The 15,604-nt window shown below is 59.6% G+C and carries 12 protein-coding genes and 1 pseudogene; 7 read left to right on the forward strand and 6 right to left on the reverse strand.

The annotated features are described in order from the left end of the window. Positions 1–49: 49 nt before the first annotated feature. From tdh to VE23_RS27885, 3 genes and pseudogenes are all read right to left on the reverse strand, one after another. Entirely contained in the window at positions 50–1,096 is a 1,047-nt protein-coding gene (gene tdh, locus VE23_RS21140) for an L-threonine 3-dehydrogenase (protein ID WP_049869033.1), read from the reverse strand. Between the two features lie 211 nt (positions 1,097–1,307). After that, complete coding sequence (locus tag VE23_RS27880; RefSeq protein ID WP_374725878.1) at positions 1,308–1,529, reverse strand: cupin domain-containing protein; 222 nt, start codon at positions 1,527–1,529, stop codon at positions 1,308–1,310. 144 nt (positions 1,530–1,673) lie between these two features. After that, positions 1,674–1,856, reverse strand: a pseudogene (locus tag VE23_RS27885) (helix-turn-helix domain-containing protein); the annotation flags it as partial. Between the two features lie 248 nt (positions 1,857–2,104). On the opposite strand from VE23_RS27885, the gene VE23_RS21150 reads away from it, so the two are divergent. From VE23_RS21150 to VE23_RS21170, 5 genes are all read left to right on the forward strand, one after another. After that, complete coding sequence (locus tag VE23_RS21150) at positions 2,105–3,145, forward strand: LacI family DNA-binding transcriptional regulator (protein ID WP_049869034.1); 1,041 nt, start codon at positions 2,105–2,107, stop codon at positions 3,143–3,145. Positions 3,146–3,459: 314 nt separating this feature from the next. Continuing rightward, the gene (locus tag VE23_RS21155; RefSeq protein ID WP_084781610.1) at positions 3,460–4,419 is read left to right on the forward strand and encodes an ABC transporter permease; all 960 of its coding nucleotides are present in this window, start codon (positions 3,460–3,462) and stop codon (positions 4,417–4,419) included. 13 nt (positions 4,420–4,432) lie between these two features. After that, positions 4,433–5,314, forward strand: coding sequence for a carbohydrate ABC transporter permease (locus VE23_RS21160; protein WP_048745024.1), 882 nt, complete (start codon positions 4,433–4,435; stop codon positions 5,312–5,314). Between the two features lie 119 nt (positions 5,315–5,433). Beyond that, positions 5,434–7,011: an extracellular solute-binding protein gene (locus VE23_RS21165; protein WP_049869817.1), complete on the forward strand. Its 1,578-nt coding sequence runs from the start codon at positions 5,434–5,436 to the stop codon at positions 7,009–7,011. A 16-nt stretch (positions 7,012–7,027) separates the two neighbouring features. Then, on the forward strand, positions 7,028–8,290 hold the full coding sequence (locus tag VE23_RS21170) for a Gfo/Idh/MocA family protein (RefSeq protein ID WP_049869036.1): 1,263 nt from the start codon (positions 7,028–7,030) through the stop codon (positions 8,288–8,290). Positions 8,291–8,365: 75 nt separating this feature from the next. Here the strand turns inward: VE23_RS21170 and VE23_RS21175 are convergent, their stop codons facing one another. Both VE23_RS21175 and VE23_RS21180 read right to left on the reverse strand, forming a co-directional pair. Then, positions 8,366–12,151: a DUF7507 domain-containing protein gene (locus VE23_RS21175; RefSeq protein ID WP_049869038.1), complete on the reverse strand. Its 3,786-nt coding sequence runs from the start codon at positions 12,149–12,151 to the stop codon at positions 8,366–8,368. Between the two features lie 292 nt (positions 12,152–12,443). Beyond that, complete coding sequence (locus tag VE23_RS21180) at positions 12,444–12,821, reverse strand: hypothetical protein (protein WP_021881297.1); 378 nt, start codon at positions 12,819–12,821, stop codon at positions 12,444–12,446. Between the two features lie 175 nt (positions 12,822–12,996). On the opposite strand from VE23_RS21180, the gene VE23_RS21185 reads away from it, so the two are divergent. After that, complete coding sequence (locus VE23_RS21185; RefSeq protein WP_049869039.1) at positions 12,997–14,244, forward strand: sialidase family protein; 1,248 nt, start codon at positions 12,997–12,999, stop codon at positions 14,242–14,244. A 119-nt stretch (positions 14,245–14,363) separates the two neighbouring features. Here the strand turns inward: VE23_RS21185 and VE23_RS21190 are convergent, their stop codons facing one another. Next, complete coding sequence (locus VE23_RS21190) at positions 14,364–14,849, reverse strand: DinB family protein (RefSeq protein WP_021881299.1); 486 nt, start codon at positions 14,847–14,849, stop codon at positions 14,364–14,366. 196 nt (positions 14,850–15,045) lie between these two features. On the opposite strand from VE23_RS21190, the gene VE23_RS21195 reads away from it, so the two are divergent. Then, entirely contained in the window at positions 15,046–15,513 is a 468-nt protein-coding gene (locus VE23_RS21195; protein ID WP_048745027.1) for a RidA family protein, read from the forward strand. The last annotated feature ends 91 nt before the right edge of the window (positions 15,514–15,604 follow it).

The following is a 15,604-nucleotide window of genomic DNA, read 5'->3' on the forward strand; positions in this document are numbered from 1 at the left end:
GCGGATCTCTCCTTTTTGAACGGGGCCGCGTCGGCCCTTTAGTATGACTCTACTCGTGCTTGAACACGATCTTGGCGCATTGCCCGGAGCCCATCAGCTCGAAGGCTTCCTCGAAGCGGTCCAGCGTGAACGTATGGTCCACGAGCGGCCGCAGGTCGATCCGGCCGGCGTCGAGCAGGCCCTTGATCTGATGCCAGGTTTGGTACATTCTTCGGCCCGTGATTCCGTATACCTGCAAGCCTTTGAAAATGATGTGGCGGGCCAAATCAATCGGCACCGCCTTGGACGGAATGCCGAGCAGCGAGACGCGTCCGGCGTTCGCCATTGCCTCGAGCAGGCTGTTGATCGCGTGGCCGTTGCCGGACATCTCGAGGCCGACCTCGACGCCAGCGCCGTCCGTCAGGCCGCGCAGCTCCGCCGCGACATCCTTGCCGGGCTCCGACTTGATGCAGGCGTCCGCGCCGAGCTTGGCGGCCATGCCGAGCCGGTAATCATGCAGGTCGACGGCGATGATCTTGCCCGCGCCGACGGCTTTGGCGACCTGGATCGCCATGAGGCCGATCGGGCCGCAGCCGATGACGGCGACGGACTTGCCGACGATATCTCCGGCCATGACGGTGTGGACCGCGTTGCCGAGCGGATCCTGGAGGCAGGCCAGCTCATGCGGCAGGGAAGGATCGTTGTGGATGATATTGACGGCTTTGGTCACGGCGTATTCCGCAAAACAGCCCGGAGCGCTGATGCCGAAGCTGCGCGTATTCGGGCATACATGCGCGTTGCCGGAGCGGCATTGCTTGCAGGTGCCGCAGACGATGTGGCCCTCGGCCGACACATGGTCGCCGACGGCGACATTCGTGACAGCGCTTCCGACCGATTCGACGATGCCGGAAAATTCGTGGCCGAATACGTTCGGCGTCACGACGTTCTGCTCCGCCCATTCATCCCAGTGGTAAATATGCATGTCGGTGCCGCAGATGGAGCTTGCTTTCACCTTGATGCGGACTTCGTCGGCGGCTATTTGCGGAATCGGCACTTCCATGAGCACGGCGCCGGCTTTGCGCTCCGCCTTGACCAAACCAATCATCGTATCCTTCATTTTTCATTCTCCTCTGATCAAGAATGATCGTCATAACGAACATATGTGCAGTATATGGTACTGCTTCGTATGTAATAGTATATTAGTCGACCCTGCTTTGTAAACAACAAAAAACAACCTTCTGCGAAGGTTGTTGGAAGTCGGAAATCCCTTATGGGGCGCGCGTTCGCGCCGGTTGGACGGCCGTCCGCGAGGGGCAGACACGACCCCTTTAGAACGGGTAGAGAATGATGCTTTGAAGCTCGGTCTCCTCTTCCCCCGACTCATTGAGATACGTATGCGGCTGCCCGGCGTCGAAGCGGATCGCGTCGCCCGTTCCGGCCGTGTAGGACTCGTTGCCGATGACCATTCGGAGCGTTCCGCGCGTGACGGTGACGAACTCCTCGACGCCTTCGTGATGGGGCTCGGCCTCATAGACGCAGCCGGGCAGCATGACGACCCGGTAGATCTCGAAGCGGGAGCTGTCGTTGTACGAGAACTGCGGATAGCTCCTATATTTGCCGTCCCCGGCCAGAATGGGAGAGCGGACGGAAGCCTTCACGAGCGTGACGGACGGCCGTTCCTCTTCGATCAGGTCGGAGACGGAGATGCGCAGTCCGCTCGCGATTTTCCACAGCACCGTAATGGTCGGGTTGGAATCGGCGCGCTCGATCTGGGCGAGCATCGTCTTGCTGACCCCGGTCAACTCGGACAGCTTGTCCAGGCTGTAGGCCCGGGCCTTGCGGATTTTCTTCAAATTGCGGGCAACCCGCAGCACCATCGTGTCCACTGCATAACCTCCATGCTTTATTGTCTTGGTCCGCAGATCCCAATGGAGACCATGAGCGTTCCTATTTCCCTTTTTCCCTTTTGCCTGCTTCTCAGCCGGAATCGGCCTGTCTATCCGCTCGGTTCATTATCGTTTATTTTATCACGTCAGGCCGGTGAAGTGGCAAGTATATCTCCGCTTCTCCGATATGATAAGATGGTTGAAGCATAATTGGAGCGAGTGAATGGAGGTACGGGCAAGTGGCCAAGCTCAAGGACATCGCCGATCTGCTCGGCGTGTCGATCTCTACGGTATCCAGGGCGATCAGCGGCGATACGTCGAGGCCCGTCAGCGAGGAGACCAAGCGCAAGATCAAGGCGGCCGCCATCCAGGTCGGCTACCCGCTGCAGGGAATGGCGTTTCCGGCAGCCGGTCTGCCTTTGCAATATGTATGCATCCTGCCCGGCAATCTCATGGGCAACCATCCTTATTTTGCCGAAGTGCTCGAAGGCTTCCACGGCAGGCTGGCCGAGATGGGACTGCCGCCGGCGATCATGCGCTCCTATGAGGAGCTGCGGGAACCCGGCAGGCTGCGTTCCATGCTGGACGAGACCGGTGCGGGAGCGGTGCTGGCTCTGGGCTGGTATGACCGGGGCATGCATCGGACGCTGGTCGACAGCGGCATCCCGATGGCGGGGGTGAGCCTCAACGACGATTCCATCCGCATTCCGACCGTCGACTGCGACCGCATGTCGGCGGCCCGGATGGCGGTCCGGCATTTGCTGGACCAGGGTCATCGCCGGATCGGGTATGTCGGAGGCCCCGCCTTCGACAAGATCATGGAGAACGACGAACGGTATCTCGGATACAAATTCGCCATCCTGCAGGCCGATCTGCCGTTCCGGCCGGAATGGATCGTGGATGCGGACTGGAGCGTGGAAAAGAGCTATGCCGAAACGTCCGCCATGCTGAGCGCGCTGGCGCCGGAGGACAGGCCGACCGCCTTGTTCTGCGCCAGCGACACGCTCGCCATTCCCGCGATGCGGGCTGCCATGGACCTGGGCTGCCGGATTCCGGAGGATATCGCGTTCGCCGGAATGGACAACATCGAGCTGGCGCAGTATACGTCGCCGCCTCTGACATCGGTGCATGTGCCGAGGCTGGAGATCGGGCGGGCCGCCTGCAAATTCCTTTACGACTTCGCGCGCGGCGAATACCGGGATGTGCCGAAGCTGCTGCTGCCTTGCTCGCTCGTTGTACGCGAATCCTCCGATTGGCAGCTGGACTCTTCCCTGACCTGACGTTTTATCGTCAGGTTTTTTTGCGGGTTCTTATCCAAATATTTTGGATAATTGACTCCAAAATACTTGTTGCCGATTTGGATCTTTTCTGCTAAGTTAGAAAACAGGATTGCAAAGGAGCAGAGCAAAACAGAAAATGAAAGCGTTATCTATTCGAATTCGGATAGGAACAGACTCTATTTTCTTCTAAAACTCAATCCAAACGAGAGGAAAAAACCAAAAATGTTTGGATTATATCGTTGACAATTTGGATATCGTTCTCATATGATAGATTCACGTAAACAAACCTACCGCACTTGGAGGGCGATCAACCGATGGCGATGCTTCAGCAAGAGCATGTGGGCCGAAAACCGTTGAAAAGCACAGCCAAAATCTCCCGCTTCAGCAAAATCCTTCGCAATTGGCAGCTCTATGTCATGATTTCTCCGGTACTCGCTTATTACATTCTGTTCCACTACGTTCCGATGTACGGCATTCAAATCGCATTCAAGGACTTCCGGATCAACAAAGGGATCTGGGACAGCCCATGGGTCGGACTGAAGCATTTCGACCGCTTCTTCCACAGCTTCTTCTTCGAAAGGCTGGTCTTCAACACGATCGAGCTCGGCCTGTATCTGATCGTCATCGGCTTCCCGATTCCGATCCTTCTGGCGCTCCTCCTCAACGAAGCGAAGGCTGAGAGATTCAAGAAGTTTGTCCAGACCATCACATACGCTCCGCATTTCCTCTCGACCGTCGTCGTGGTCGGCATGATGATGATCTTCCTGAACCCCCGCTACGGCCTCGTCAATCAGTTCATCGGCGCGCTCGGGGGAGACACCGTCAACTTCATGGCGAATCCTTCGTGGTTCAAGACGCTCTATGTGCTGTCCGACGTCTGGCAGACGATGGGGTGGAGCTCCATCATTTATCTCGCCGCGCTCGGAGGCATCGACACCCAGCTGCATGAAGCGGCCCGCGTCGACGGAGCGAGCCGGATCCGGCGCATCTGGCATATCAACCTTCCCGGCATCCGTCCCACGATCGTCATCCTGCTCATCCTCAACCTCGGCAGCGTCATGGCGATCGGCTTCGAGAAGGTGCTGCTCATGCAGAACAACCTCAATCTGGCGAGCTCGGACATCATCGACACATATGTGTACCGCAGCGGCATCCTGGACGCCAATTACAGCTTCTCGGCCGCGATCGGCCTGTTCAGCGCCGTCATCAATTTCCTGCTGCTTGTGCTCGTGAACGCCGTCGCCCGGCGCGCCGGGGGGACCAGCCTATGGTAAAGGGGAGAGTAGCATGACCGCAGCAAGAGAAGACCGGATGTTCAATATCGTCGTTTATTCCCTGCTTTCCCTTGTCGCCCTGTGCGTGCTGTATCCGCTCGTCTACGTCGTCAGCGCTTCCTTCAGCGATCCCCAATACATCATGGGCGGGGAAATCTGGCTCTGGCCGAAGGGAATGACGGTCGATTCCTACGCCAGCATCTTCAAGAACGATGCGATCGTGCGCGGATTCCTGAACACGCTGCTCTACACCGCGGCAGGCACGGGGCTGAATCTTGTCATGACGATTCTCGCCGCTTATCCGCTTTCCCGGAGCGATTTTGCCGGTCGCAATCTGTTCATGGGCGTCATGGTGTTCACGATGTTCTTCGGAGGAGGCCTCATCCCGACCTATCTGCTGATCAAGAACCTTCATCTGCTGAATACGTTCTGGGTCATGATTCTGCCGGGAGCGGTATCGGTCTGGAACATCATCATCATGCGGACCTACTTCCAGCAGTCGATCCCGGCGGAAATGCAGGAGGCTGCCGTCATCGACGGCTGCTCCAACTTCCAGACGCTGATCCGCATCGTGCTGCCGCTGTCCATGCCGATCATCGCCGTGACGGTGCTGTATTACGCGGTCGGCCACTGGAACGCCTTCTTCAACGCGCTGCTCTATCTGTCCGACCGCAAGCAGTTCCCTCTCCAGCTCATCCTGCGGGAAATCCTGATCCAGGGACAGACCGACGAGATGGTGCGGGCCTCCACCGAATCGGCGATCAAGCAGCAGCGCGCCGTCGAGGGCATCAAGTATGCGGTGCTCGTCGTCGCGAACATTCCGATGTTCCTCCTGTATCCGTTCCTGCAGCGCTACTTCGTGAAGGGGATCATGGTCGGCGCCATCAAGGGCTGATCTTCCATACATGCATTACGAGCTGATGAAGAGGCATACCAACGACATCGGGAGGGGTTAGGGTGATCATCGGAAAGAGGCAGGCAAAAGGGGCGCTGGCGCTTGCGCTGACGGCTGCGATGCTTGCGGCATGCAGCAACAACGGAAACGGCGGAGGCAGCGCCGAAGCGGGAGGCTCCAAGGGTGAGGACGCGGGCATCGAAGCGTTCGGCTTCCCGATCGTCAAGGACAAGATCGAGGTGTCCGGCTTTGCGGGCAAGTTTTTCGCCAACGTCGACTGGAGCCATCTCAAGCTGTGGCAGGAATACGAGAAGAAGACCAACATCCATATGAACTGGGAGACCGTCCAGAAGGACGGCTTGAAGGAGAAGCGCAACCTGCTGCTTGCCGGCGGCAATTATCCGGAGGTGTTCTATGCCTCGTCCTTCAGCCGCTCCGAGGTGGTCAAGTACGGCGAGCAGGGCGTCTTCCTGCCGCTCAACGACCTCATCGACAAGTACGCGCCGAACTTCAAGGCGATCATGGACAAATACCCGAGCATCAAGCAGGGCATCACGATGCCGGATGGCAACATCTACTCCCTGCCGGTCATCTACGATCCCGACTTCCGCTCCGTCTTCTTCAATACGCCGTGGGTGCGGACCGAATGGCTCCAGAAGCTGGGCATTCAGGAGCCGCAGGATCTGGACCAGTTCAAGGCGATGCTGAAGGCGTTCAAGACGGGAGATCCGAACGGCAACGGCAAGCCGGATGAGATCGCCTGGGGCGGCACCGGTACGGCGGGTCTCATGGGGTATCTCAAGGGCTCCTTCGGCCTCAACAACCGCGGAGCGGCCAATCCCTATGTCGACGAGGCCCCCGCGAACAAGGGCAAGATCCGCTTCGTGGCGGCCGCTCCCGAATACAAGAAGCTGCTGGAGTACGTGCACGGTCTGTACGCGGACGGCCTGATCGAGAAGGACATCGCCTCCGTCAAGGCCGAGGAGATCGACGCCAAGGGCACGGCCGGCTTGCTCGGCGTCGTCGACAACGTCGATCCCGTCGCCATCTACAACGACAACGGTTATGTCGGCCTGCCGGTGCTGAAGGGGCCGGACGGCGAGCGGATGTACACTTATCTCGGGGCTCCGCTAGGCGGGATCGCGCAGTTCGTCCTGACGGACAAGGCGAAAAATCCGGAGGCGATGATCCGCTGGATGGACTATTTCTATGGAGACGAAGGCATCAAGAACTTCTTCATGGGCTGGAAGGACGATACGTACAAGGAGAACGCCGACGGCAGCGTGGAGTATGTCGACGATATGGCCAAAAACAAGGACGGCCTCAGCCTCGACCAGGCGGTCAGCCGTTATCTCATCTGGCCGGGCGGCCTCTATCCGGGTTATGTGAAGGAGAAGTATTTCAAGGGCGCCGAGGCGCTGCCGACTTCCGTGGCGAACTCCAAGAAGGCCGATCCCTACGTGCTCAAGCCGGATGCCGTCTGGCCGGGCTTCAGCTTCACGGCGGAGGAGCAGGAGGTGCTCTCCACGGTCGGCACCGACATCCAGACCTATGTGGACGAGATGAGGGACAAATTCATCGTCGGAGACGCCAAGCTCGGCGATTGGGACTCCTATGTCTCGACGCTGGACGGCATGGGACTCAAGCAGTATATCGAAATCTATCAGGCGGCGCTGGACCGCAACAACAAGAATTGAGAAAAGAGGTACAATCATGCCCCCACTTACAGCAGTGCTGATCGGAGCCGGCGCGCGAGGCGCCGGCGGTTACGCCCCTTACGCGCTGGATTATCCCCAGGAGCTGCGGCTGCCCGCCGTGGCGGAAGCCGATCCGGTGCGTCTGGAGCGGACGGCGGAGAAGCATGGCATCGCTTCAGAGGAACGCTACCCGTCATGGGAAGGCCTGCTGGCAGAGCCGAGGAAGGCGGACATCGCCATCATCTGCACCCAGGACCGGATGCATTACGAGCCGACGATGAGGGCGCTGGCGGCCGGCTATCATGTGCTGCTGGAGAAGCCGATGTCTCCGAATCCGCGAGAGTGCCTCGACATGGAGCAGGCGGCCAGGGATCACGGCCGGCTGCTGAGCATCTGCCATGTGCTGCGATATACTCCGTTCTGGTCGACGATCAAGGAAATCATCGCCTCGGGCGAGATCGGCGAGGTCGCCTCCATTCAGCTCAACGAGAACGTAGGCTACTGGCATATCGCCCACAGCTTCGTACGGGGCAACTGGAACAACTCCGACAAGGCGAGCCCGATGATTCTGGCCAAGTCCTGCCATGACATGGACGTGCTCAGCTGGCTCATGGACAAGAGCTGCGTCAGCGTCAGCTCCTTCGGCTCGCTCATGCATTTCCGCGAGGAGCAGGCTCCGGCCGGATCCGCCGCCCGCTGCCTGGACTGCGCGGTGGAGCCGGACTGCCCTTATTCCGCGCCGCGCTTCTATCTCAGCAAGCCCTACAAGGGCTGGGCCGGGCATTTCTCGCCGAACCTGGAGCGCGAGACCATTCTCGAAGGGCTGCGCACGACGGATTACGGCCGCTGCGTCTACCGCAGCGACAACAACGTCGTGGACCATCAGGTCGTGGCGATGGAATTCGAGGGCGGAGCGACGGCCATGTTCAGCATGAGCGGCTTCACCTACGAGCAGGAACGGCGCATCCAGATCATGGGCACGCGCGGCGAGATCCGGGGAGAGGAAGACAAGATCACCGTCTACGATTTCCTGACGCACCGCAAGAACGAAATTACGATTCCGGAGCAGTGGACCGGCCATGGAGGCGGAGACAGCGGCATCGTCCGCAGCTTCCTGCAGGAGGTCCGCTCCTACGACGGCCAGGAAGGCCTGACCTCCGCAGCCGCCTCTGTGCGCAGCCACCTGATGGCGTTCGCGGCGGAGAAGTCCCGCCTCTCCGGCGGGGAGCCGGTGCGGCTGGCGGAGTTTGCCGAGGAGATTCTGGCCGGGAACGTCTAGCGGCGATGCTTGCAGCGCGCGAAAAAAAGCTTGGCGGATGCCAAGCTTTTTTTCGTTTTGCCTGAATGGGCTGCCTTATTCCTCGTGTTCCTCGATCGTGACCGGCACCGGGTTGGATACGCCTGTGCGCGGCACGGGATTGCCGCTGGGCAGCGAGAGGTCGTAGCTGAACGACGCCGTATTCACCACGACCGGATTGAGCGGCGCGAAGTCCGCGTTCGCGAGGAAGCGGATGACCGACGAGCCTTGAGCGGGGACGGTCCCGATCGACAGGCGGCTCAGGTTCGACGTGTTCGGGAGCGGCGTGCCGTTCAGGCTGAGACTTCCGGGAACGTAGGACAGCCCGCTTGGAATTGCATCGGTCAGGACGACGTTTTGGAGCGGAGCGATGTTCGGATTGGACACCGTCAAGTAGAAGGCGACGGAGTTTCCGACCGCGACGCTGCTTGCGCTGACGGATTTGGCCAGCGTGGAGAGGGCGAGTACCGGAACGACGACCGGGTTGGTTTTCTGGTTGAGCGTGAACGACCGGCCGTTCGGGAAAGTGAAGCTGAAGACGAGATTTCCCTGGTTGAGCAGCTGTCCCGCAGGCGGGTAGGAAACGACCTTGAGCTTGAAGGTGATGAAGGCCGTCGAATTCGCTTCGACGGTGCCGATGAAGGCGCCTGTCAGCATGTTCTCTCCCGGTACGGGCATTCCGTTCAAGGTCAGGCTGTTCTCTACGAACACGGAGCCCGGCGGCAGCAGGTGGAACCAGGTCAACTCGGCATTGAAGCTGCCGGTATTGGTGACAACGGTCTGATAGTGCACCTCGTCGCCGACGAATACGTAGGGCTCGGCGGCGCTCTTCACGGCGCTGATGACCGGCTGGGCGATCGTCACGGTCGCGATGTTGGACTGCGAGATGCGGGTCGTTCCTCCGAGGACGAAGGTGATTGTAGCGAAATCGTTGACGTTGTAGCCGGGCTCCGGCAAGGACACGATCTCTTCCTGGAAGGTGACGATGACGGTCTGGCCCGGCGCCAGCGTCTCGATGCCGACGCCGGCATTGATGTTGCCGGCAGAAGGAGCGCCGCCGACGGTGACGCTGCCCGGCACGAAAATCGAGCCGGGGGTGGAATTGTCGGAGACGATGACATCCGTCACGGGAAGCGCGGATGCGCTGCTGATGGTCAAGGTGAAGGTGACGATGTCTCCGACGATGCCGAACGTTTCCGACCCTGACTTCGCAATCGTCACATCGCCGTCGTTCTCGACGATCTGAACGACGTTGGAAGGCGTCGAGCCGCTGCCCGTCAATCCGGAAGGGGATTGGAACGTAAAGGCGGCCACAGCCTGGTTGTCGTAGACGCCTGTCGGCGGACTGGCGGTGAGCACGACATCGTAGGAGACGACGACGGATTCCCCGGGAGCTATGCTGCCGATGACGATGCCCGTCAAGGGGCTTGCGGCCGGGACGGAGATGCCGTTCACGAAAACCGATCCGGCTACGAAGGCGCTGTACGGGTTGAGAGAATCCGCAACGGTCGTGATGGCGGCGACATTGCCGCTGTTCGTAACGGTGACGGAGTAGGTGATCGTTTGCCCGACAGCGCCGCCGAAGGCATTGGCTCTCTTGAGCGGCACGATGACCGGCTGCAGCACGGTGACGTCGACCGGATTGGAAGGCGTGCTGTACGGATTTCCGAGGAAATCATACTGCAAGGACGCCGTATTGGTCAGGACGGGAGGCACCGGCACAGACGTAATCATCAGCTGGAAGGAGACCGTCGCCGAGGCGCCGATGGCTAACGTTCCGATTGCGAAGCCGGTAATAGGATCGGCTGCCGGCTGGGGCACTCCGTTCACTGTCGCGCTGCCCGCGACGAAGGCGTAACCGGCTGGAACCGTGTCGGTCAGGACGGCGTTCAGGATGCCGGCGACGCTGTTGTTGGTGGAGACGATGGTGAACGTGATGACTTCTCCGACGATGCCGCTTGCGGCGTCTGCGCTTTTGACGACGGGAACGTTAGGCGTGTCGATCGGATTGAGGACCGGAATGACGACCTGGTTGGAAGGCGTCGAGCCGGTCAGCATGCGCCCGTCCGGCGGCTGATAGGTGAACGCGGCCGTCGATTGATTGACCAGATTGCCTCCGGGAGGCTCGGAGGTGACGAGCACCTGGAAGGTGACGACAGCCGACGCGCCTGGATCCAGAACGCCGATCGGTATGCCGGTCACGGGACTTGCGCCCGGTACGGCAACGCCTCCGACCGTCATGCTGCCCGGAACGAAGGACGAGCCGGCGGGGGTCGGATCCGTGATGGTGACGTTGGCGGCGATGTTGCCGGTGTTGCTGACATTCAGCGTATACGTGACGGGGTTCCCGATGAAGACGGATTCAGGCACTCCGCTCTTCACGAGACCGACGACAGGCGAGAATACAGGAATATGGACGATGTTGGACGGAACGGAGGTCGAGATGAGCGGCGAATCGGGAGTCGGCTGGTACGTGTACGCGACGTTTCCTTGGTCGTCGATGGTCCCTCCGAACGGCACGGCGGTCACCTGATACCGGAAGGTGATGACGGCTGTTGCGCCAGGAGTCAGCAGTCCGACCGTGACGCCGGTTTCCGGCGTCGCGCCGGGAACGGGAACGCCGTTCAGCGTAACGCTGTTGGGGACGAAGGCGGCACTCGTCTCGTCGATCGTATCGAACACCTGCACGTTGCTGGCATTGACCACGCCTGTATTCTGCACGGTGAGCGTATAGGTGACGATATCGCCGATAACGGCGTCCGTCGCTGTGGTGGACTTGACGATCGTAATCAGCGGCGCGGTGATGTCGATCTGCAGGCCGACGGAGTCCACGAGGTAGCCGTCGCCGCTGGTGGTCAGGTTGAAGACGGCCGAGGTCTGGGCATTCAGCAGCGTGCCGGCGACGGTGACGTTGGTAACGTCATAGCCCTGCCTGCCCGCGACGATATTGGTTCCCGGGGTTCCGTTGATCTGGTTGCGGGTGCCGAAGGTGCCGGTCGTGTCGAGAAGTCCGGCATCGTTGTTGATTTGGGAGGCGAAGAAGTTGTTCGCGAAGTTGTTCGGACCCGATAAGGTCGTCAGTGTGGCGGCGGTAGGGCCGAACTGGGCCATATCCCCCGTCTTGTTTGCGTCGCCTTCCTGGGCGCTGAGCTGCGCGCGTCCGTCCAGCGCGCCTTGAAACGGGGTGGCGAATCCGGTGATGACCGTGCTGACCGGTCCCGAGGTGGCCTGAATGACGGCCGCTCCGACGCGGATGGACAAGTTCCGCAGCGGCTCGGACGCGTTGGCGTAAGCGACGGCGAGCGTCCACATGGCGTGGTTGGAGGTCGGATCCGGAACGACGATTGTGCCGACGATTCCTCCGGCCGTATAATCGCCGGCTCCGGCGGTCTGTACGATGCCGGTGACATCCGCCGAGCGCACGTAGGCGTATGCGGGAGGGTATGGCGGCGAGTTGGAGAGCAGCACATTGAAGCGGGTGGCGGGGTCCGGCGTAATGCTGAACAGCCCGGACGGCGTCGTCAAGCGGACGGGATCGTTGATGAACGCGCTGAGGTCGACGCCGTTGTTGATGTAGGTGCCGCCCCAGATGAGCTCCGCGTACAGGACGCTGCTGCCCGCCGGGAGCACCAGTATCGCCGTGGAGTTGTTGAGCGCGTAATTCCCCGTTGTTCCCGGGGGGTACAGGCCGAAGGTCTGGCCCGTGTCGGTCGTTACGAAGGCTCCGATGCTGTCTACGGTTCCCGGCACCGCAACGGTGTCGGAGCTGCTGAGGCCCAAGGTGTTGCCCGTATACGTAATGGCTCCGTTGTTGTTCAGCAAAAAACGGTTGACAAAAGGCATGGTTGCTCATCCCCGCTTCCGCAAGCTGATAGGTCGATTTAACCATTATGCGGTTCGGGAACGAATCATGCATGGACAAGGCAGACTGGCGGACAGGTGCTCGAGAAGGACAACAGCGACCTTTTTAAGGAAGGCGGCAGCATCCGAATGGGAACGGAGAGGTGAGGCGGCGATGGCTTCCTTCATCTTCCTATCCTGGAAGGGGGCTGCATGGATGAAAGGAAAAGCAGAGGCTGAGCGCAAAAAATTCCCCGGCCGGAGGCCGGGGTCAGGTTTTTCGGGCCGCCGCTTTTTACATCAAAATGGGCGTCAAGGCCGGAATGACCGTCATTTTCGTTTGCGGAAAGCCTTGCTCTTGGACCAGATTGCCGAATTCGTCGATGCCGAACGTCGAGAAGACGACATTCGCCAAGGCCGTATTGTTGACCAGCTGCACCTCGTAAGCGATGTTTCCGCTGACCGTGAAAGTCCGGATGTCGGCGCTGTAGGCGGGAACGATATAACCCGTCACATAAATAGGCGTCAAGACCAGTGTCGTGGAGGGAACGACAAAGATCTGCACCACGACCGAGGCTGGCGCTGCCGTTTCGTTGCGGCTGCTCACCACAATGTTCGTCGCTGCCGTTCCCGTTGCCCTCGTATTCGTTATAATACCTGTCGTCAAAGCCATACTGCATCACCCTTTCCCTTGGTTTCTATTAATCTATGGAATAAGGCGAGGACATGCTTGGGTTTTGGAAGAATTGTTTTCCAAAAGGCGAATGAACATGCGGGCTATTGAACGGCGGCATAGGATGGAGCATGCACAAGTTGAAGCGATTGAAAAAGAACAGGAGGTTTCCCGGTTGGCCAATTTCAATTTCCAGGTCACGCCGAGCGGAGGCAACCCGATCTTCGAGCCGGCAGTCGCCGTGAATCTTTTGAATCCATCCATTATGGTGGCGGTCGCGACGGATACGACGTCCGGCGTGCCGCAGACCGGCCTGTACCGTTCCGTCAACGGCGGCGCGACATGGACGAATACGCTGCTGCCGCTTCCCGCCGGCTTTGCGGGCGCCGAGGCGGCTGTGGTCGCTTACGCCTTTCCGAACACGTTCTACGTATCCGCGCATGCTTTTCCCGGCAACAGCGACGGCACTACCTTCGTCTACATCTCCACGGACAACGGACAGACCTTCGGCTCTCCGATTCTTGTAGGTCCAGGCTATGGCACGTATATCAACAACGACGAGACCAACGTACTGGCCGACAACGGGCAGGCAAGTCCGTTCCTCGGCAATGTCTACGTCTCTTACAATCACCAGTTCAATGTCGCGAACAACAGCAACTCCGTCGCATTCCTCAACCGCTCCACGGATGGAGGCGCGACCTGGGACCAGCCGACGCTGCTCTCCAGCCCGACGACCCAGGTGGAGCGTCCGGACATGGCGATCGATCTGGTCGGCAACCTGTACGCTTGCTGGATTACCGTCACGCCACCCTTTAATTTCTTCGTTCGTACTTCGCTGGACGGAGGCGCGACTTTCGGCAATCCTGTGCTGATCAGCGCCGTATCGCTCGTTCCGAATGTCCTTCCGGTCACTGGCTATGCCTTTCGGGTGCTGACGTTCGCCAATATATCCGTCGACCGGTCCAACGGGCCGTACAACGGCAGCATTTACGCCGTCTGGCAGGATTACAGACAGGGCTATTCCGATATTTTCATGAGCATATCGACCAATCTTGGCCTCAATTGGTCAACGCCGGTGAGCATTACGGGAGCTCCGACGGGGTCGCAGAATTTCTTTCCTGCCGTCGATGTCGATCCTCTGACGGGAGGCGTGAACATCATCTACTACAGCAACCAGGTGGACGGGTTCGATCTGGACGTCTACGTCGCCCGTTCCGTCAACGGCGGCCAGAGCTTCACCAATACGCGCATAACGGACGTCTCCTTCAACCCCAACGGAACGAGTCCGGTACCGGTGCCGTTGATCGGGGACTATATCGATATCGCCTGCGTTCCTCCCGGCGGCTATATCGGCATCTGGACGAACACGAGCAATTCCCTGTACATCGTCGCCGGTTATTCCAACAACGTGATCACTCCTTGATATGAATGGCATGGAAATAGGGCCCTTTTCAGGGCCCTATTTCTATGTGCATCTGTTTTTTTCAGGGAGTTCAGCCGGTTGCGGGAAGAGGGGATGCGGGCAGCCGAAGAGCTGGACCGTCATGGGGCTGCTGGTGCGATCAGTCCCTTTTCGATGAAGTTGGCGGATACCGGCTTGCGCCCGAGCTCCCGCGACCAGACCGACAGCTGGCCGATATGGTGGATCTCGTGGGCAAGGACATGCCTCATGACCTCGCCCCAGGCGAGCAGCCTCTCTCTTCCGTCCGGAAGCGTATCCAGAAGCGGCCGCTGTTCCATGGAATCATCCCAGCCGCGGATGAAGCCTTCGATGTCCGCGCGGAAGCGGCGGTCGAGCTCGCGCACCTTGGCCAGCGTCGCGTACTCCTCGAAGTTTTCCTGGAAGTCCGGCTTGCCCTGCAGCAGCTGCAGCCAGCTCCACTCGACATCCACGATATGGAACAGCGTCTTCAGAATGCCGCCGACGCCGCCTGTCCGTTCTTGAAGAAGCTCCTCTTGGGACAGCTCCCCGCACCATTCATACCACTGCTCTCTGACCATCCAGTTGTAGCTGAACCAGAATTGCATGGATTCCCTCCTTGAATAGGTATTCCTTCCTCTTCCATTTTATCATGGGAGGGCCGATTGCCGGCGGTACAAAACGGGCGTAAAATACACCCTGAGTCGGCATGCATGGGCATTCGGGCATCCTGGCGTCGAGCTTATATTCGGTTCTCTTCAGCCAAGATTCCTGCCATGGACAATGGATATAGGGGGAAATGAAATGACGGAAAAAGGAAAGGTAGAAGCCCGTTTGGCCGAGCTCGGCATCGTGCTTCCGTCCGCAAGCGGACCCGCGGCGACGTACGCCAACTGCGTCCTGGCCGGAGGGCTGCTGTTCGTCTCCGGCAAGGGGCCGGCGGGGCAGCCGAAGGGCAAGCTGGGCATTGACTTCACGACCGGAGAAGGGAAGGAATTCGCCCGTCAGGCCGCGATCGAGGTGCTGGCGGTCGTCCAGGAAGCGCTCGGAAGCCTGGACCGGGTCCAGCGCGTCGTGAAGATCCAGGGCTTCGTCAACGCATCGCCGGAGTTCGAAGAGCATCATGTGGTGCTCAACGGCTGCACAGAGCTCATGCTGGACGTATTCGGAGATGAGAAGGGCATGCATGCCCGCTCCGTGCTGGGAGCGGCATCGCTCCGGAACAATCTGCCCGTCATCCTGGATTCGATCTTCCAGGTGCAAGAGGGCTGAAAACGGCGCTAGCCATAGGAGGCTATTCATTTCCCTATTCAAACCCAAGCTGTCTGGATCGTTTTCGCGTCCAGGCGGCTTTTTACGTTGC

The organism is Paenibacillus sp. D9 (assembly GCF_001188365.1).
In the GTDB taxonomy this organism is placed as follows: domain Bacteria; phylum Bacillota; class Bacilli; order Paenibacillales; family Paenibacillaceae; genus Paenibacillus_O; species Paenibacillus_O humicus.